Origin of the sequence: Malaciobacter mytili LMG 24559, from assembly GCF_003346775.1 — a bacterium.
Classification (GTDB): domain Bacteria; phylum Campylobacterota; class Campylobacteria; order Campylobacterales; family Arcobacteraceae; genus Malaciobacter; species Malaciobacter mytili.
In genome coordinates this window covers 1416894-1433999 of the sequence record NZ_CP031219.1, presented here as the reverse complement: position 1 = coordinate 1433999, position 17106 = coordinate 1416894, and the positions used below count along the sequence as shown (strand labels likewise).

Below are 17106 nucleotides of genomic sequence, written 5' to 3'. Positions count from 1 at the left end.
ATGGCAAAGAAATATATTGATGTCATGGATACTACTTTTAGGGACGGGTTTCAATCTGTCTTTGGTGGTAGAGTTCTAATGGAGGATTTCTTTCCAGCTGTTGAAGCTGCGAAAGATGCAGGAATAACTCACTTTGAGTTTGGTGGAGGAGCAAGATTTCAATCTCTGTTCTTTTATTTAAGAGAAAATGCTTTTGAAATGATGGATAGATTTAGACAAATCGTTGGTCCAGAAGCAAATCTACAAACACTAGCAAGAGGAATAAACACTGTAATGCTAGATACTGGTTCAAGAGAATTAGTTGAAATGCATGCAAAAATGTTTGCAAAACACGGTGTTACTACAATCAGAAACTTTGACGCTTTAAATGATGTTCAAAACTTAGAATATTCTGCTGAATGTATTAAAAAATATGGTTTAAATCATGAAGTTGTTGTTACATTAATGGACTTACCTCCAGGATGTTCAGGTGCTCATGATGTTGCTTTTTATGAAAAAACTTTAAGAAATATCTTAGATAGTGGAATTGCTTATGATTCTATTTGTTTTAAAGATGCTTCAGGTACAAGTTCTCCACAAAAAGTATATGAAACTATTAAAATGGCAAGAAAACTTGTAGGTGAAGATGCTCATATTAGACTTCATACACATGAAACAGCAGGTGTATCTGTTGCTTGTTATTTAGCTGCATTAGAAGCTGGTGCAGATGGTATTGATTTAGCAGCAAGTCCTGTTAGTGGAGGAACATCTCAACCTGATATTCTTACAATGTTACATGCAGTAAAAGGTAAGAATTATGATTTAGGTGGTCTTGATGTGGAAAAAGTTCTAAAATATCAAGAAGTATTAAATGATTGTTTAAAAGATTATTTCTTACCACCAGAAGCTACTCAAGTATCTCCTTTAATTCCTTTTTCACCAATGCCAGGTGGAGCATTAACTGCAAATACTCAAATGATGAGAGACAATGGTACTTTAGATAAATTCCCTGAAGTAATTAAAGCAATGAGAGAAGTTGTTGAAAAAGGTGGATATGGTACATCTGTAACTCCTGTTTCACAGTTTTACTGGCAACAAGCATATGCAAATGTAATGTTTGGACCATGGAAACAAATTGCTCCTGGTTATGGAAAAATGGTATTAGGTTATTTTGGTAAAACTCCTACTGCTCCAGATCCAGAAGTAGTTAAATTAGCTTCTGAAAAGCTAAAATTAGAACCAACTACTGAAAATCCATTAGATATAGCTGATAGAGATGAAAAGAAAACTATGGCTTATTGGGAAAATAGATTAAAAGAAGAAGGTATTGAAACTACTGAAGAGAATATTTTTATTGCTGCAGCTTGCGATGAAAAAGGAATTACTTTCTTAAAAGGTGATGGACCTTTAAATATAAGAAAAACAAATGCAAATATTTGTGAAAATGATAAAGTATGTGAACAAGGAGAAAATAAAGCTATGAATAATGCTAGCGGAAATTATACGGTTGTTGTAGATGGACAAAAATTTAATGTAACAGTTGCAGAAGGTAATGCTGATATTCAAATTACACCTGTTGCTCAAACTGAAACTCAAACTTCTTGTGCTTCATCTGGAAATGGGGAAGAAGTTCCAGCTGCTGTAAATGGAAATGTTTGGAAAATTTTAGTTAAAGAAGGTGAAAGAGTAGAAAAAGATCAAACAATTATGATTTTGGAAGCTATGAAAATGGAAATTGATATTAATTCTCCAGTAGCAGGAACTATATCTAAAATTTTAGTTTCGCAAAATCAAGCAGTTGATGAAGGACAACCTTTAGCTGTAATTAGCTAATAATTTTGGAGTAAATATGAAAAAAAGTCTTATTATTTCAATTTTTGTTTTTCTTATGACTATTTGCAGTGTAAATGCATTTGCAAGTGCTTCAGCTCATGCTGAAGCAGCTCAAGTTGAACAAAAAGAGTATCAGCATAAAACAATGAGTCAATTATTTGAATCATTTTATGCAACAACAGGTTTAAAAGCTCTTTTAAATCCACATGAAGGTGTAAAAGACTCTCATGGTAAAGAAATGTCTCTATTTGCACAAAGTGGTGGTAGAGTAATTATGATTATTATTTGTTTTTTACTATTTTATCTTGCAATTAACAAAGGTTTTGAGCCATTATTACTTATTCCTATTGGGTTTGGTGGATTATTAGCAAATATTCCTATTGCAAATATAGCTGCACCAGATGGAATGTTAGGAATTATCTATAATATGGGAATTGCAAATGAGTTTTTCCCTTTACTGATTTTTATGGGTGTTGGAGCAATGACTGATTTTGGTCCATTACTTGCAAATCCAAAAACTGCCCTACTTGGTGGAGCAGCACAATTTGGTATTTTTGGTTCATTAGTAGGTGCAGTTGTACTTTCTCAATATGTTCCAGGAGTTGATTTTAGTTTACAACAAGCAGCAGCTATTTCTATTATTGGAGGAGCAGATGGACCAACATCTATTTTTATTGCTTCAGCTTTAGCTCCTGAATTACTTGGGGCAATTGCAGTTGCAGCTTATTCTTATATGGCATTGGTTCCTGTTATTCAACCACCAATTATGAAAGCTTTAACAACTGAAGCAGAAAGAAAGATCAAAATGGGGACTACAAGAAAAGTTTCTAAATTAGAGAAAATTATTTTCCCATTAGTTGTTTTAGTGCTTACTTTATTAATTTTACCAGATGCATCACCTCTAATTGGTGCTTTATGTTTTGGAAATTTTGCTAAAGAATCAGGAGTTGTTGAGAGACTTTCTGATACAATGCAAAATGCATTAATTAACATAGTTACTATCTTCTTAGGATTAGGTGTTGGTTCTAAACTTGCATCAGAACAATTCTTAGTAGCAGAAACTATGGGTATTATGGTAATTGGTTTAATTGCATTTGCAGCAGGAACTGCAGCTGGTGTAATTATGGCCAAAATAATGAATAAACTTAGTTCAAAAGATAATCAAATAAACCCATTAATTGGTGCAGCTGGAGTATCAGCAGTTCCAATGGCGGCAAGAGTTGTTAGTAAAGAGGGTCAAAAGTCAGATCCTTCTAATATTCTTCTAATGCATGCTATGGGTCCAAATGTTGCCGGAGTTATTGGTTCTGCAGTAGCTGCTGGTGTACTTTTATCAATTTTTAAATAATAAAATAATAGTAGGAAAGAGTATAAATGCCTGAAATTAAAAACTCACTTGGACTTGAAAATGTAGGTAAGGTGTATAGAAATCTTGATTTAGATACATTAATTGCACATGCTGTAAATAATGAAGGTGCGAAGATTTCTTCAACTGGAGCACTTATGGTTGATACGGGTATCTTCACAGGAAGAAGCCCTAAAGATAAGTTTTTTGTTAATCAAGACCCATCAAATAAATATATTGCTTGGGGAGATATTAATAAAGCTGTAACAAAAGAGGTTTATCAAGATTTATTAGTAAACTCAAAAAAACAATTAAGCAATAAAGATGTATATGTTACAGACGTATATTGCGGAGCAAGTTTAGATAGTAGAAAATCAATTAGATTTATTACTGAAGTTGCTTGGCAAGCACATTTTATTCAAAATATGTTTATTGTTCCTAAAACTCAAGAAGAATTAGAGAACTTTAAACCAGATTTTACTGTATATAATGCTTGTAAAACAATAGATAAATCTTATGTAAGTCATAATTTACATTCAGAAGTTTATGTAGTATTCAATATTGAAGAAAATTGCGCAATTATTGGTGGAACATGGTATGCTGGAGAGATGAAAAAAGGTGTTTTTTCAATGATGAACTATTGGCTACCATTAGAAGGAAAACTTTCTATGCACTGTTCAGCTAATATTGGAAAAGATGGAGATACTGCATTATTTTTTGGTCTTTCTGGAACAGGAAAAACAACTCTATCAACAGATCCAAACAGAGCTTTAATTGGTGATGATGAACATGGATGGGATGATAATGGTATTTTCAACTTTGAAGGTGGTTGTTATGCTAAAGTTATCAATTTAGACAAAGATTCTGAACCTGAAATTTTCAATGCAATTAGAAAAGGTGCCATTTTAGAAAATGTTGTTTGCAATGACGAAGGTGTAGTAGATTATACTGATTCAAGCAAAACAGAAAATACAAGAGTTTCTTATTCTTTAGAGCATATTGAAAACCATACTCCTGATATGAGAGGTGGACATCCAAGAAATATTATCTTCTTATGTGCAGATGCATTTGGTGTTTTACCTCCTGTTGCTAAACTTACAAGAGATCAAGCTATGTATTATTTCTTAAGTGGATATACTGCAAAAGTTGCAGGAACTGAAAGAGGTATTACAGAGCCAGTTGCAACTTTTTCTTCTTGTTTTGGAGAGGCATTTTTACCACTAAACCCTACTGTTTATGCTGAATTATTAGGTAGAAAAATTGATGAACATAATGTAAATGTATTTTTAGTTAATACAGGATGGACAGGAGGTCCTTATGGGATTGGTTCAAGAATGAGTATTAAAAATACAAGAGCTTGTATTAATGCAATTTTAGATGGTTCTATTAACTCTTCTGAGTTTGAAGTATTACCATACTTTAATCTATCTATTCCTAAAACTTTAACAGGAGTTGATACAGAAGTATTAAATCCAAGAAATACTTGGGAAGATAAACAAGCTTATGATGAAACAGCTAAAAAACTTGCAGGTATGTATATTGAAAACTTCAAAAAGTATTTAACTTTAGAAAGTGAGTTTGATTTTACAGCTGCAGGTCCTCAACTGTAAATTTATATTCTAAATACTATTTTAAAAGCAGTGGCTACGGTCACTGCTTTTTTTTTACTTTAAAAGGAGAGAAAAGTGGAAGAAATATTAAATGAGATTGAAAAAAACTACTCTAAAATCACTTATCTTTGTTTAGAACATTTTAAAAATAAAAAACTACTTTCAAATAATATAAAAGAGTTTTTATTAAATTATTCCAATTATGATAGATATTTAAATGATATGGCAAATATAATATATAATCAATATGAATCAAGTATTGATGAAGTTTATAAGGAAGTTTGTAACTATTTTAATGAAGAATATGATAATAAATATTTGTATGAATATAGATTAAAAAGAGTAATAAACCAAGATCCTAAAGTATATTTACAATTAGATGAAGATATAGGTAAAAATGCTTTAAAAAAGCTTGAAGATAGGATTAATCTAATATATCAATCAACTTATTATAAAAAAAATAAAGAAAAAATAAATAAAGATTTATTTGAGTTAGTAAATGAGTTAAAGTTAGTACAAAAGGCCTTAGGAAGATAATCTTCCCCTAGCCTTCTATTTGAATTTCTTCAATAATTTCTAAACCAAACCCTTGTAAACCAACAAATGAGTGTTTTCCACCACTAGTCATTAATTTAATTCTTTTTATATTTAAACTATTTAGGATTTGAGCTCCAATTCCATAATCTTTTTGAGACTCTTTATTTGCTCTTCCATCACTTAAAAAGATTAAAATTCCATTTTTTGCTTGTAAAAAATTAATTGTTTTTAATAAAGAGTTAATTTTTTCTTCATTTAAAAACAACTCAATATCAGGGATAATTGTATGAAATTTAACATGAGTAGTATCATTTTGTATATCACCTAAGATAATTGCAGTATGGATATTATTTAAATGGTCTTTAAACTCTTTTTTTATTACATTCATCCCAAAAAATTGAATATTTTCGCTATTGATTTCTTCAACTAATTTTTCATGAGATAATCTATATTCAACTAAATCCGAGATATATATTTGTTTCATATTATGTTTTTTAGCAAAAATATCTAAATCATCTCTTCTTGCCATTGTTCCATCTTCTTTCATAATTTCACAAATAACAGCTTCTCCATTAAATCCTGCTAATTTACATAAATCTACACTACCTTCTGTATGCCCTGTTCTTACTAAAACACCTCCATCTTTTGCAATAAGAGGGAAAATATGTCCAGGTCTTACTAATTCTTGTGGCTTAGATACAGGATTTGCTAAAATTTTAATAGTATCATCTCTTTCCCCTGCACTAATACCTGTACTTGCATTTGCAGCATCAACTGAAACTGTAAATGCTGTTTCATATGAAGAAGTATTAGCATTTACCATTGGATTTAATTCTAATTTATTTGCAGTCTCTTTAGTAACAGAAACACATATTAAACCTTTTGCATGTGTTGCCATAAAATTAACTTTTTGAGGTGTACTTAAAGCTGCAGCATAAACTAAATCACCTTCATTTTCTCTATCTTCGTCATCAAGCATGATAACCATATTACCTTTTCGAATCTCTTCTATTGCTTCTTGTACTCTTTTAATAGCTTCTGACATAATAATTCTCTTTATATTAAATTTATAGATAAATTATAGCGAAAATTTCAAAATTTACCATAAAAAGCCTTGACAAAAGTGACATTTTTTACTATAATTTCGTCACTTAAAAGTTGGGGTATCGCCAAGCGGTAAGGCAACGGTTTTTGGTACCGTCACTCGCAGGTTCGAATCCTGCTACCCCATCCATTTTAAGCATATCGCGGAATAGAGCAGCCAGGTAGCTCGTCGGGCTCATAACCCGAAGGTCACAAGTTCAAATCTTGTTTCCGCAACCAATAAAATCTAATAAAATTCTACAACTTTAAATTAAAATCAAAATTAAGTTTTTATGTTTCATTTGGAAGTAAACGAAATGAAAGTTTATTTTAATTTATACAACTATATTCATATAATATTCTTGACATTTTTTAAACCATTTTTTAAGGGAAAATATACAAAAAGGTATATATAATTAGCGTTAAAACATAAATTATAATAAATAGCTAAGTTTTTAAAATATTATTGTTTTTTTTCTTTATTAATTATTCCTCCAACATATATAATATTTATAGACTTAGAAAAGGTACAAACAGTAAAAAAATGAAAAAAATATTAATAATAAGCTTATTAACATCAAATATTTTATTTAGTAGTAGTCTAGAAGATAGTATATTAAATCAAGATTTATCTAAATTAGAACAACCTAAAACTAAAAAATACCTTGTTATTAGAGAAGAAGAAAAAAATGTAACAATAGAAGATGGAAAAATAGAAGCAGAAAAAATAGAAGGTCTTATAAATGGAATGAACTTTATAAGAAATAATATAAGTCAAGCAAATATGTTCTATAAAAAAGAGTATGAAAATAAAGTAAAGAATATAAAAAGCAATGAGCCACATATTATTGTATTAAAATATTTAGAATTAAAAAAAATATACAAAAGAAAAATCAATGAATTTATCTCAATAAAATTCAGAATTAATGATAATAATGAATTGTCAGAACTTAATATAATTGAAAAAAGTAACTACAATGAAATAAATGAAGCTTTTATTGAAGCAATTAATAAAGCAAAATATGAACTTCAAAAAAACCAAAATATAGAAATAAACTATCAAGTAATTTTATAAATTTAATTTAAAAAATCAAAAAATTTAAGTTTTTGCTAAGTTTTTTTTATTATAATTCTGTCCGTTGTTTGGGTGTACAAGTTTTTCATAACCCGAAGGTCACAAGTTCAAATCTTGTTTCCGCAACCAATTTAGCAAATATATAGTGTCAAGGTAGCTCAGCTGGCTAGAGCGCTGGTCTCATAAGCCGGAGGTCGAGAGTTCAAGTCTCTCTCTTGACACCACTATTGCTGGTGTAGCTCAGTTGGCTAGAGCAGCTGATTTGTAATCAGCAGGTCGGGGGTTCAAGTCCCTTCACCAGCTCCATTTTGGGGTATCGCCAAGCGGTAAGGCAACGGTTTTTGGTACCGTCATTCGCAGGTTCGAATCCTGCTACCCCATCCATTTAAAGTAGTAAAATTTGATAATTTTCTGCAATGGATGAAATAAAACTTCAAAATTATATTATATTAATTTATTTTTCTTTTTTAAAAAATTCAAACCATTTTTTCTTTTAAGTTTTATTTCATCAATTTCATCTTAGGAACATTTGTTCTCCTTTATAAATTGTAATCATTCAACAAACCTACAAATTTAATAAATTGTGTTCCTTTGATGAAATTTCTTTTAAAATGATACTTTTTTAATACCTTTTTCTTATATTATTTTATTATATATAATAAATATTGTAGGAATATATAATGAATAAAACTCTAAAAGAACATATTGTTTCCCAATTAAGTAAGACTTTAGTTGTTAGTATATATTCAACAGATAGTGAAATAAAAGAGACTATCCAAAAAACAATAAATTATATTAAAGCTATTCCAGAAGAGGATAAAGAAGAGATAATAAATCTTACTTTATCATATATTAAAAGAAAAGTTGAGAAAAAACTTTATTGTTAAAGTTTTTTACTCAGTTGCTTCATGAATAGCTTCTTTCGTCTTATTATAAGCTTTTGACGTACCCTCTTTTGTTGCTTCCCATGCATCATTGCTATCTTGTTTTATACCTTTCCAAGTAGCACAACCTGTAAATAAAATTATTAATAAAACTAAAAAAATAGAACTTTTCATAATTTATCCTTTAATTGTTTGGGTTTTCAAAAAATATATAGTTAGTTGAATAATCACTAAATTCAAAATATACTTTTTTCTCATTCTCATCTTTTTTAAAATTTAAATTTTCATCAAGTATACCATAACCATACCGATAAGGTCGTTGAAATGTATTTTCAGTTGCAACAGCAGTAGAAAGTTTATCAATTTTAATAAACCTTTTAACTAATTTTTCTCCAGCATAAACTTCTAAAACACCATTTACACCAGTCCAATTTTGAATATATCTATTAATTTTATTTTGTTTTTCTTCACAGCCAGAAAAGATAATAAGTAGAAAAATTAATATAAATAAAAAATGTAATTTTTTCAAAATAACTCCTTATTTAAATTAATTTGAAAATATAAAGAGAAAGTTTCTCTTTATATTGTAATTTCTTTAATATCTGCAATATTTTTAAAAGCTTTATAAACTAAACCTATAAGATTTTTTCTATTTTGTTTAATTTGTTCATTATCATGGTTTACAAAAACATTATCAAAGAAGTTATCTAATTGTAGTTTTAAACTAAATAAAGCATCTAATTCTTCTTCATAATTATTAAATTCTTTAGAAATTACATTACTATATGCTTCAAATAGTTCTTTTTCTTCTTTATCTTCAAATAATTGTATATTTACATCAATATTTATAGAAAAATCTAAGTCTTTAATAATATTTGCAACTCTTTTAAATGTTGCTGAGAAATCTTTAAAATTATCACTTAAAACTATTGGATTTAAAGCACATAATTTTAATGAAATTTTATAAATATCAGTTTCTCCACTTCCTAATACTGCTTTTAATACAGAAGGATTAACTTCAAAAATTTTAAATAATCTTTCATTAAAAAACTCTAATAATAAAGCTTTATCTAAATTTTGATAATTTACTGCTAAATCATCAATTATTTTATTTATATTCATTGGAAGTTTATGCTCAATTGCTATTTTAACAATACCTGCTGCTGCTCTTCTTAGGGCAAATGGATCTTTTGAACCAGTAGGAATTTTACCAATAGAAAATAATCCCATTAAGTTATCTAATTTATAAGCAAGTGCTACAATACTTGAAAACTTATTTGAAGGTAACTCAGAGTCTTCTCCATCAGGTAAATATTGCTCTTTTAAAGCTGTATAAACTAATTTATCTTCATTTGCAATTTTTGCATAGTAATATCCCATTAGTCCTTGAAGTTCTGTAAATTCATAAACCATTTCAGACATTAAGTCAGCTTTACTTAACATAACAGCTTTTTGCAATAATTCTTTTTCATTAAGTTCAAATAAATCTGCTAAATAAGAAGCAATATTAGCTTCTCTTTGGCATTTTTCATACATTGAACCTAAACCTTCAACAAAAACTAGTTTTTTAAGTCCTTCATTATTTAACCCCTTTGCAATATCATTTTTATAAAAAAACATTGCATCTGCAAGTCTTGGTCTTAAAACTTTTTCATTTCCGGCAATAATTGCTGAAAAATCATTAGTTTTTGAGTTTGATACAACTATAAAATTATTTGTTAATTCACCATCTTTATAAACTGCAAAATATCTTTGATGTTCTTTCATTGAAGTTACAATTACCTCTTCTGGTAATTCTAAAAATTCTTTATCAAACTGTCCAATTAAAGCAGTTGGATATTCTGTAATTGCTACAACTTCTTCTAAAAGTTCTGTATCAATTTCAATTTTAACATTATAAGTTTTTTCAATCTCTTTCATTTGCTCTAGGATGATTTTTCTTCTTTCTTCTGGATATAAAATAACTCCACTTTTATCTAATTTACAAAAATAATCTCCAGCAAAATCAAAAGTAAAAGGTTCATAAGAAACCATTCTATGTGCAAATGAAAAATTTGAAGATTTTATTCCAAAAAGTTCACCCTCAACTACTTCATTTTCAAGCATTATACTTAAACTTCTAATTGGCCTAATAAAACTATCAGTTCTACTTCCCCATCTCATTGATTTTCCAAAATTTAAAGAGGCAATAAATTCATTTATCATTTCATTAAGTAATACTTTACTCTCTTTACCTAAAACTTCTTGTTTAAAATATAATACTGGACCTTTAGGAGTATCTTTATGCTCTAAATCTTCAATATTAACTCCACATTTTTTTGCAAAACCAACTGCTGCAGGAGTTGCAACTCCATCTTTATATGCAATTTTTACAGGTGCACCAAATTGTTCTACAATACTATTTGGTTGAGAAAGAGGAAACTCTCTATGCCATAAAACTAATCTTCTTGGTGTGTAAAAGAAATCAAATCCACATAAAAGTTGATTTTTTTCTAAGATATTCATCCACTTCTTTTCAATATTAGGAAGTTCATTTAAAAATGGAATTGCTGGTAGTTCTTCAACACCAATCTCAATTAATAATGGTTTATTCATCTATTTTATCCTTTTTACCTTTTTCAATCTCATCTAACTTATCTTTGTGTTTTTTTATTTGTTGTTTATTAAAACCAATTATAAACATAGCTAACATAAAAACAAACAGTATTAAAACTATAATATCTAATATCTCTTTCACATTAATCCTATTAAAACGCTTTATTAAAAGGTAAATATTTTATCTAAAAATCACTTATTTTTTAGTAAATCAATTAAGGTATTTTCACTATTTGGAAAGCTTAAAAAATCCTCTTTATTAATATGACACTGCTTGCATGAAGCTAAATTTTGATGTGATAAAATATCACTTTTTATAAGTTTATTTTGAGAATGGCAAGAAAAACAATCTCCTCCACATTGACTCATTGATGAAGAGAGCTTGTTATGGCAAGTTACACAACTAGTTAAATCCTTATGAAAGGATTTTTGTATAGATTGTTTTAAAATGGGATGACAGCTTAAACAATCTCCACTACAAGAGAATAAATAAGCAAAAAAAAGCAAAAATAATAAAAGATATTTCATTAATTTATTATTTCTTTATATATTATTCCATCAATTTGATTTTTAACTACTTCTTCAAACTCTTCATTTGATTGTATAATTGCTAAAATTTTTGAATCAAACATATAATTATCAGCTATTTCTTGAATAGTTTTTGCAAATTCTTTATTGCAAATAATATATTTTGCTTCTAAGGCATTTGCATAAATAGCTTCTTTTAAATTTTTAATAATAACTGCATATTTTAAAGAGTTTTTACAACAATAATCTAAAAATTCTTGATTATACTCAAATAAAAGCGTACTATTTGCTTTTGTATTTACTATTTCATCAATTTTAGTTATTTTTGTAATTACTTCATAGGGTATGTTTTTATCACCAAGTAGTATCATATCTATCTCCTAGTTCCCTTCTAAACACTCTTTAGAACAAAAATATTTACCATTACTTAAAATACCCTCTTTTTTTGAAACATAAGTTCCACAAGATGGACACTCAACCATAATATCTTCAATACTATCATTTTGCTTTTTTGTATTTGAAATATTTTTTTCTCTATCTTTTTTAAAAAAGATAATATATACCAATGCAAATACTACTATTGCAGCTAAAATTTTTAATAACATTTTATACCTTTAAATATAAGTAATTTCTATCTTTTCTACTTACAATTTTTACATTATTTATTTTTGCTTGTTTTATCTCTTCATCTAGCATACTTCCTTTATAAAAAAGAAAACTACACTCATCTTTAATTATATTTTTTGTTAGTTTAAGAAGTAATGAAGTATTTGTAACAGCTCGTGAAGTAACTAAATCTACTTTTATATCTTTTACTTCTTCAACTCTTTTGCAAAGAACTTCAACATTATTTAATCCCAAAGAGTTTTTAACAAAATTTAAAAAAGAGACTCTTTTTACTCTTGGTTCTATTAAATAGCATTTTTTATCTGGATTAGCAATTGCTAAAAGTAATCCAGGATACCCAGCACCTGTACCCACATCTGCAAAACTTTCAAAATCATCTATAAAATTTACAGGATAAACAGAATCTAAAATATTTTCATAAATATCTTCAAAGTGTAAACTTCCTGTTAAATTATGTATCTTACCCCATTGTTGAAGAAGAATAGAAAAGTCTTCACATCTTTTATAAAATAGTTCATCAAAAAAAAGATTTTCTTTTTCAAATTTTTCTTTTAAATTTAGCATTATAAAAGATGTCCCATTTTATTTTTTTTAGTATTTAAATAGTGTTCATTATATTTATTTATTTTTGTTATTGCTGGTATTCTTTCTTCTATATTTATCCCTAAACTTTCCACATACTCTATCTTCTTTGGATTATTTGTTATTAGTTTTATCTTCTTTATCCCTAAATCTTTAAATATATGCCCTATTACTTTATAATCTCTCTCATCTTCTTTAAATCCCAATTCTAAATTTGCTTCTATTGTATTTCTTCCTTGGTCTTGTAAGGCATATGCATTTACTTTATTTAATAATCCTATATTTCTTCCTTCTTGTCTATGATAGATTATTAATCCGCCCTCTTTTGCTATAAATCTCATTGCTAAATCTAGTTGATTTTGACAGTCACATTTTAAGCTTCCTAAGGTATCTCCTGTTAGACATTCTGAGTGTATTCTTACATATGGTGTTTCTATTTCTTTAAAATCTAAACTCATTATTGCTAAATGCTCTTGATTCCCTTCTTTATACGCTTTTATCTTAAATTTTCCATATTTTGTAGGTAAGCTTGCAATATTTGATTGTTCTATCTTCATTCGCCTTTAAACCTTATAGTGTTAAAATAAGCAAGATTATATCTAACAAAGGTAAAAATATGTTTAAACGTTTTAGAAGATTAAGAATCAATGAAAATTTAAGAAATTTAGTACAAGAAAATTATTTAACTAAAAATGATTTTATTTATCCTTTATTTGTAAAAGAAGGCTTAAATATTAAAACTGAAGTAAATTCTATGCCTGGTGTTTTTCAAATGAGTATTGATGAAATTATTAAAGAGTGTGAATATATCTATTCAATTGGATTAAAATCTATTATTTTATTTGGTATTCCAGATGTAAAAGATTCAGTTGGAAGTGAGTGTTTATGTGAAGAAAGTATTATAGCAAGAACAATAAAAGCTATTAAAGCAAAATTCCCTGATATGTTTATAGTAACTGATTTATGTTTTTGTGAATATACAGACCATGGACATTGCGGTATTTTAGACCCTAAAACTCAAACTGTAGATAATGATAAAACTTTAGAAATCTCTGCGCAACAAGCAATAGTACATGCAAAAGCAGGTGCTGATATGATTGCTCCTAGTGGTATGATGGATGGAATTATTCAAACACTAAGAGTTGCATTAGATGAAAATGGTTTTAAAGACCTACCTATTATGGCATATTCAACAAAATTTGCAAGTGCATATTATGGACCATTTAGAGATGTTGCTGAATCAACTCCAAGTTTTGGAGATAGAAGAACTTATCAAATGAATCCTGCAAATAGACTTGAAGCTATAGAAGAGTCTTTAGAAGATGAAAGACAAGGTGCTGATATTTTAATGGTTAAACCAGCTTTAGCATTTATGGATGTAATTAGAGATATAAGAAATAATTCAAATTTACCAGTTTGTGCTTATAATGTAAGTGGTGAATATGCTATGCTTAAACATGCAGGGGCTGCTGGATTAATTGATTATGAAAGAATAATGATTGAAACATTAACTGGCTTTAAAAGAGCAGGTGCAGATATAATTATCACATACCATGCAAAAGAAGCTTGCGAATACTTAAATAGAAATAACTAATGCAAAAAAATACTTATCAAGAAGCAATTGAAAATAGCAACATTGTATCAAAAACAGATATTGATGGAATTATTACTTTTGTAAATGATGAGTTTTGCAAAATTTCTGGATATAGTAAAGAGGAACTATTAGGGAAAAATCACAATATTGTAAGACACCCTGATATTCCTTGTGAACACTTTAAAAATCTTTGGGATATTATTAAAAATAAAAAACAAACTTATAAATCAACTGTTAAAAATTTAACAAAAGATGGAAGAAGTGTATATTTAAATACTACAATTACCCCTATTTTAGATGAAAATGGACAAATTAAAGAGTTTATTGCAATTCGTTATGATGTAACAAAAGAAGTTGAACTAAAAAAAGATTTAGAAAAAAAAGATAAAGAATTAAAACTTTTAAATAAAACTTTAGAGATGAGAGTTCAAGAACAAACAAAACAACTAAAAGAGCTAAATCAAACTTTAGAACAAAGAGTTAAAACAGAAATCGAAAAAAATAAACAAAAACAAAAAATTCTTTTTTGGCAATCTAGAATGGCAAGTCTTGGTCAAATGTTAGCAAATATTGCCCATCAATGGAGACAACCTTTAACTGAATTAAATTTAGCACTATTTAATTTAAAAAAATCAGCTAAAAAAACTGATATTGAAGAGATTGAAAAGTATTATAAAGAAAGTGCTGAGATTATAAAAAATATGTCTCAAACTATAGATGATTTTTCAAACTTTTTTAATCCAAATAAAGAAAAAGAAAAATTTAATTTAAAAGAAGCAATTGATGAGAGTTTAAATATTACTAAAAAATTAATACAAAAAGAAAATATAACTGTAAAAAAAGAGTATGAAGAGTTGGAAGTTTTTGGAGTATCAAATGAATTATCTCAAGTAATTATAAATTTTCTACAAAACTCTGCACATGCTTTTAAAACAAAAGATATTAAAAATAAAGTTATTTTTATTAATATAAAAAAAGTAAAAATAGAAAATCTTAGTTATGCACAAGTTATTTATAAAGATAATGCCTTAGGAGTAAATGAAAACATTTTAGATAAAATTTTCGAACCTTATTTTACAACAAAACATCAAAGTAATGGTACAGGACTTGGATTATTTATGTCAAAAATGATTATTGAAAAAAGTCTAAATGGTACAATTTTTGCTCAAAATAACTTAAATGGCTTAGAATTTATTATAAATATTCCACTTTAATATTATTTTTTATTAATTGACACTTTTTTATTACAATTAAATAGTATAGTTATAGTATATGAAGGAGTGTATTATGAAAACTTCTATATTATCACTGATATTATTAGGTATATTAACAGGTTGTAGTCAAGATATTTCAAAATTATCAAAAGATGAGTGTTTGAAACAAGGTCATTCATATAAAAAAATTAAAAGTTTAAATTATAGAACAGGTAAATATGTAATCAAAGATATTTGTATAGAGAAGAAGTAAAACTATTTACCTCTTCTTTAAAATTATTATTGCATCACTTAATTTAGCAACATCAAACATAGATAATCTAAAAGTTCTTCCAACTAACTGAGTAATTGAAATATTATTTTCTATTAAAATTTGAGCAGCTTTTTCGAAATTATTCTCTTTTTTAATTAGGTTTACAACAGTTACAACAGCATTATTGCTGTTATTTACATCAACTGTTTGCATAGCACACTTATTCCCTTAATTCATTTAATCTTTTTAATAAGTATTCTAATTCTGCTCTTCTTTCAACTTTCTCATCTACTTTTTCTTCAAGAAAATCTACCACATTTTGATGCAATTTTAACTTATTTAATCTATTTATATTTGTAATTCCACCTGGATTTAAAACATTAACTTCAAGGATTTTATCTCCTATCATATCAAGTCCAACAAAAAATAATCCATCAGCTAATAATTTTGTACCTATTTTTCTACAAACTCTTTTTTGACTCTCTGTTAAAGTATATTTATGTGCTGTTCCACCAGCTTGAATATTTGCTCTAATTTCTCCTGCTGCTGGCTTTCTATGATAAGCTCCTATATATTTACCATTTAACATTAAAACTCTAACATCACCATCTTCTGCACCATTTACATATTCTTGTAAGATTACATATTTATCACCTGAATCATCAATATAAAAATCTAATAAAGAGTTAATATTTGATTTAGCATTTTTTTCTAAAACAATAACCCCTCTTCCTCCAGAACCATCAAGAGGTTTTAAAATCATTTTTTCATTTGGAGATTCATCAATTATTTTATTAATATATTTTTTACTTCCAGAAACATGTGTAACAGGTAAAAAGTCATTATTAGGGTCATGAAATGTCGTTGTATATAGTTTATTATTTGCTTTTCTAATTCCATCAACATCATTAATTATTACTGTTTCATCTTTTATGGCATCTAAGAAATTTAATACTAAAGGATTTATAGGTGGATCTTTTCTTAACATAATACAATCAAAAGCATGTAAAGCAATAAGTTTTTTTTCAAATTCCACTTTTTTATAAAATGATGTAATATTTTCTGGTATTTTATCCATATCTTTTATAGTTAAAATAAATCCATGTACTATATTATTTCTTACTGTTAAATTATTTGTATATAATATTGAAACTTTGTGTTTTCTTGTAATGCACTCTTTAATAATGGCTAATGTTGAACTTTTAATGGGTTCAATATTATTCCAATGTTCAATAATAAAACCTATATGCATAATTTTCCTCTTAAATAAAATATTGAAATATAATTATATTGTATTTTTTGAAACTATTGTATAAAATAAAACTTAATCAATCAAAATAGCCTTAAATTCTTTTGTAGAAAAAGAT

At 27.4% G+C, this 17106-nt stretch carries 21 protein-coding genes and 5 tRNA genes; 14 read left to right on the top strand and 12 right to left on the bottom strand.

The genetic code is table 11. The features are described from left to right. The 4 genes from AMYT_RS07260 (at position 1) to AMYT_RS07245 (ending at position 5304) form a co-directional block, all read left to right on the top strand. Positions 1 to 1812 carry a biotin/lipoyl-containing protein gene (locus AMYT_RS07260; RefSeq protein ID WP_114841884.1) on the top strand — a complete coding sequence of 604 codons (1812 nt, stop codon included), beginning with the start codon at positions 1 to 3 and terminating at the stop codon, positions 1810 to 1812. A gap of 16 nt (positions 1813 to 1828) precedes the next feature. Continuing rightward, positions 1829 to 3160 (top strand): sodium ion-translocating decarboxylase subunit beta, encoded by a 1332-nt coding sequence (locus AMYT_RS07255; protein ID WP_114841883.1) that lies wholly within the window; start codon positions 1829 to 1831, stop codon positions 3158 to 3160. A 26-nt stretch (positions 3161 to 3186) separates the two neighbouring features. Continuing rightward, positions 3187 to 4767, top strand: a complete 1581-nt coding sequence (gene pckA, locus AMYT_RS07250) for a phosphoenolpyruvate carboxykinase (ATP) (protein ID WP_114841882.1) — start codon at positions 3187 to 3189, stop codon at positions 4765 to 4767. A 75-nt stretch (positions 4768 to 4842) separates the two neighbouring features. Further along, on the top strand, positions 4843 to 5304 hold the full coding sequence (locus AMYT_RS07245) for a hypothetical protein (RefSeq protein ID WP_114841881.1): 462 nt from the start codon (positions 4843 to 4845) through the stop codon (positions 5302 to 5304). Between the two features lie 7 nt (positions 5305 to 5311). On the opposite strand, the gene AMYT_RS07240 is transcribed toward AMYT_RS07245, so the two are convergent. Next, positions 5312 to 6349 (bottom strand): bifunctional 3,4-dihydroxy-2-butanone 4-phosphate synthase/GTP cyclohydrolase II, encoded by a 1038-nt coding sequence (locus AMYT_RS07240; protein ID WP_114841880.1) that lies wholly within the window; start codon positions 6347 to 6349, stop codon positions 5312 to 5314. 114 nt (positions 6350 to 6463) lie between these two features. On the opposite strand from AMYT_RS07240, the gene AMYT_RS07235 reads away from it, so the two are divergent. From AMYT_RS07235 to AMYT_RS07205, 7 genes are all read left to right on the top strand, one after another. After that, positions 6464 to 6538: transfer RNA gene (locus AMYT_RS07235), tRNA-Gln, on the top strand. Between the two features lie 12 nt (positions 6539 to 6550). Next, positions 6551 to 6627 (top strand) — tRNA-Met (locus tag AMYT_RS07230). 304 nt (positions 6628 to 6931) lie between these two features. Then, a complete protein-coding gene (locus tag AMYT_RS07225; RefSeq protein WP_114841879.1) occupies positions 6932 to 7462 on the top strand; it encodes a hypothetical protein in 531 nt (176 codons plus the stop codon). Positions 7463 to 7609: 147 nt separating this feature from the next. After that, positions 7610 to 7686, top strand: a tRNA-Met gene (locus AMYT_RS07220). Between the two features lie 5 nt (positions 7687 to 7691). Continuing rightward, positions 7692 to 7768: transfer RNA gene (locus tag AMYT_RS07215), tRNA-Thr, on the top strand. Between the two features lie 3 nt (positions 7769 to 7771). After that, positions 7772 to 7846 (top strand) — tRNA-Gln (locus AMYT_RS07210). A 296-nt stretch (positions 7847 to 8142) separates the two neighbouring features. Further along, positions 8143 to 8349, top strand: a complete 207-nt coding sequence (locus AMYT_RS07205) for a hypothetical protein (RefSeq protein WP_114841878.1) — start codon at positions 8143 to 8145, stop codon at positions 8347 to 8349. 6 nt (positions 8350 to 8355) lie between these two features. Here the strand turns inward: AMYT_RS07205 and AMYT_RS14945 are convergent, their stop codons facing one another. The 9 genes from AMYT_RS14945 to ribA are packed head-to-tail and all read right to left on the bottom strand — an operon-like array spanning position 8356 to position 13235. After that, positions 8356 to 8520 carry a hypothetical protein gene (locus tag AMYT_RS14945; RefSeq protein WP_162919482.1) on the bottom strand — a complete coding sequence of 55 codons (165 nt, stop codon included), beginning with the start codon at positions 8518 to 8520 and terminating at the stop codon, positions 8356 to 8358. A gap of 10 nt (positions 8521 to 8530) precedes the next feature. Beyond that, a complete protein-coding gene (locus AMYT_RS07200; protein WP_114841877.1) occupies positions 8531 to 8875 on the bottom strand; it encodes a hypothetical protein in 345 nt (114 codons plus the stop codon). A gap of 50 nt (positions 8876 to 8925) precedes the next feature. After that, complete coding sequence (gene glyS / locus AMYT_RS07195; protein WP_114841876.1) at positions 8926 to 10941, bottom strand: glycine--tRNA ligase subunit beta; 2016 nt, start codon at positions 10939 to 10941, stop codon at positions 8926 to 8928. Beyond that, the gene (locus tag AMYT_RS14940) at positions 10934 to 11083 is read right to left on the bottom strand and encodes a hypothetical protein (protein ID WP_162919481.1); all 150 of its coding nucleotides are present in this window, start codon (positions 11081 to 11083) and stop codon (positions 10934 to 10936) included. The genes glyS and AMYT_RS14940 overlap by 8 nt, the downstream gene beginning before the upstream one ends. Before the next feature lie 50 nt (positions 11084 to 11133). Next, positions 11134 to 11469 carry a hypothetical protein gene (locus AMYT_RS07190; RefSeq protein ID WP_114841875.1) on the bottom strand — a complete coding sequence of 112 codons (336 nt, stop codon included), beginning with the start codon at positions 11467 to 11469 and terminating at the stop codon, positions 11134 to 11136. Next, the gene (locus AMYT_RS07185) at positions 11469 to 11840 is read right to left on the bottom strand and encodes a hypothetical protein (protein ID WP_114841874.1); all 372 of its coding nucleotides are present in this window, start codon (positions 11838 to 11840) and stop codon (positions 11469 to 11471) included. Before AMYT_RS07185 ends, AMYT_RS07190 begins: the two co-directional genes overlap by 1 nt. A gap of 9 nt (positions 11841 to 11849) precedes the next feature. Continuing rightward, positions 11850 to 12074 (bottom strand): PP0621 family protein, encoded by a 225-nt coding sequence (locus tag AMYT_RS07180; protein ID WP_114841873.1) that lies wholly within the window; start codon positions 12072 to 12074, stop codon positions 11850 to 11852. 1 nt (position 12075) lies between these two features. Next, on the bottom strand, positions 12076 to 12660 hold the full coding sequence (gene rsmG, locus AMYT_RS07175; protein ID WP_114841872.1) for a 16S rRNA (guanine(527)-N(7))-methyltransferase RsmG: 585 nt from the start codon (positions 12658 to 12660) through the stop codon (positions 12076 to 12078). Next, positions 12660 to 13235 (bottom strand): GTP cyclohydrolase II, encoded by a 576-nt coding sequence (gene ribA / locus AMYT_RS07170; protein WP_114841871.1) that lies wholly within the window; start codon positions 13233 to 13235, stop codon positions 12660 to 12662. Before ribA ends, rsmG begins: the two co-directional genes overlap by 1 nt. 59 nt (positions 13236 to 13294) lie before the next feature. Here ribA and hemB point away from each other — a divergent pair, with 59 nt between their 5' ends. From hemB to AMYT_RS07155, 3 genes are all read left to right on the top strand, one after another. Beyond that, a complete protein-coding gene (gene hemB, locus AMYT_RS07165) occupies positions 13295 to 14272 on the top strand; it encodes a porphobilinogen synthase (RefSeq protein ID WP_114841870.1) in 978 nt (325 codons plus the stop codon). Continuing rightward, positions 14272 to 15486 carry a PAS domain-containing sensor histidine kinase gene (locus AMYT_RS07160; RefSeq protein ID WP_114841869.1) on the top strand — a complete coding sequence of 405 codons (1215 nt, stop codon included), beginning with the start codon at positions 14272 to 14274 and terminating at the stop codon, positions 15484 to 15486. Before hemB ends, AMYT_RS07160 begins: the two co-directional genes overlap by 1 nt. A 73-nt stretch (positions 15487 to 15559) precedes the next feature. Continuing rightward, on the top strand, positions 15560 to 15739 hold the full coding sequence (locus AMYT_RS07155; RefSeq protein ID WP_114841868.1) for a hypothetical protein: 180 nt from the start codon (positions 15560 to 15562) through the stop codon (positions 15737 to 15739). Between the two features lie 6 nt (positions 15740 to 15745). Here the strand turns inward: AMYT_RS07155 and AMYT_RS07150 are convergent, their stop codons facing one another. Together AMYT_RS07150 and gshB are read right to left on the bottom strand one after the other, a co-directional pair. Then, complete coding sequence (locus AMYT_RS07150; protein ID WP_114841867.1) at positions 15746 to 15952, bottom strand: hypothetical protein; 207 nt, start codon at positions 15950 to 15952, stop codon at positions 15746 to 15748. A 7-nt stretch (positions 15953 to 15959) separates the two neighbouring features. Next, entirely contained in the window at positions 15960 to 16991 is a 1032-nt protein-coding gene (gene gshB / locus AMYT_RS07145) for a glutathione synthase (protein WP_114841866.1), read from the bottom strand. Positions 16992 to 17106 lie beyond the last annotated feature (115 nt).

Coding starts and splice junctions, on each gene's coding strand:
- AMYT_RS07205 (WP_114841878.1), top strand. CDS start 8,143: ATGAATAAAACTCTAAAAGAACATATTGTTTCCCAATTAAGTAAGACT.
- AMYT_RS07180 (WP_114841873.1), bottom strand. CDS start 12,074: ATGTTATTAAAAATTTTAGCTGCAATAGTAGTATTTGCATTGGTATAT.
- AMYT_RS07185 (WP_114841874.1), bottom strand. CDS start 11,840: ATGATACTACTTGGTGATAAAAACATACCCTATGAAGTAATTACAAAA.
- AMYT_RS07255 (WP_114841883.1), top strand. CDS start 1,829: ATGAAAAAAAGTCTTATTATTTCAATTTTTGTTTTTCTTATGACTATT.
- AMYT_RS07160 (WP_114841869.1), top strand. CDS start 14,272: ATGCAAAAAAATACTTATCAAGAAGCAATTGAAAATAGCAACATTGTA.
- AMYT_RS07260 (WP_114841884.1), top strand. CDS start 1: ATGGCAAAGAAATATATTGATGTCATGGATACTACTTTTAGGGACGGG.
- glyS (WP_114841876.1), bottom strand. CDS start 10,941: ATGAATAAACCATTATTAATTGAGATTGGTGTTGAAGAACTACCAGCA.
- pckA (WP_114841882.1), top strand. CDS start 3,187: ATGCCTGAAATTAAAAACTCACTTGGACTTGAAAATGTAGGTAAGGTG.
- AMYT_RS07150 (WP_114841867.1), bottom strand. CDS start 15,952: ATGCAAACAGTTGATGTAAATAACAGCAATAATGCTGTTGTAACTGTT.
- gshB (WP_114841866.1), bottom strand. CDS start 16,991: ATGCATATAGGTTTTATTATTGAACATTGGAATAATATTGAACCCATT.
- AMYT_RS07240 (WP_114841880.1), bottom strand. CDS start 6,349: ATGTCAGAAGCTATTAAAAGAGTACAAGAAGCAATAGAAGAGATTCGA.
- rsmG (WP_114841872.1), bottom strand. CDS start 12,660: ATGCTAAATTTAAAAGAAAAATTTGAAAAAGAAAATCTTTTTTTTGAT.
- AMYT_RS07155 (WP_114841868.1), top strand. CDS start 15,560: ATGAAAACTTCTATATTATCACTGATATTATTAGGTATATTAACAGGT.
- AMYT_RS07225 (WP_114841879.1), top strand. CDS start 6,932: ATGAAAAAAATATTAATAATAAGCTTATTAACATCAAATATTTTATTT.
- AMYT_RS07190 (WP_114841875.1), bottom strand. CDS start 11,469: ATGAAATATCTTTTATTATTTTTGCTTTTTTTTGCTTATTTATTCTCT.
- hemB (WP_114841870.1), top strand. CDS start 13,295: ATGTTTAAACGTTTTAGAAGATTAAGAATCAATGAAAATTTAAGAAAT.
- ribA (WP_114841871.1), bottom strand. CDS start 13,235: ATGAAGATAGAACAATCAAATATTGCAAGCTTACCTACAAAATATGGA.
- AMYT_RS14945 (WP_162919482.1), bottom strand. CDS start 8,520: ATGAAAAGTTCTATTTTTTTAGTTTTATTAATAATTTTATTTACAGGT.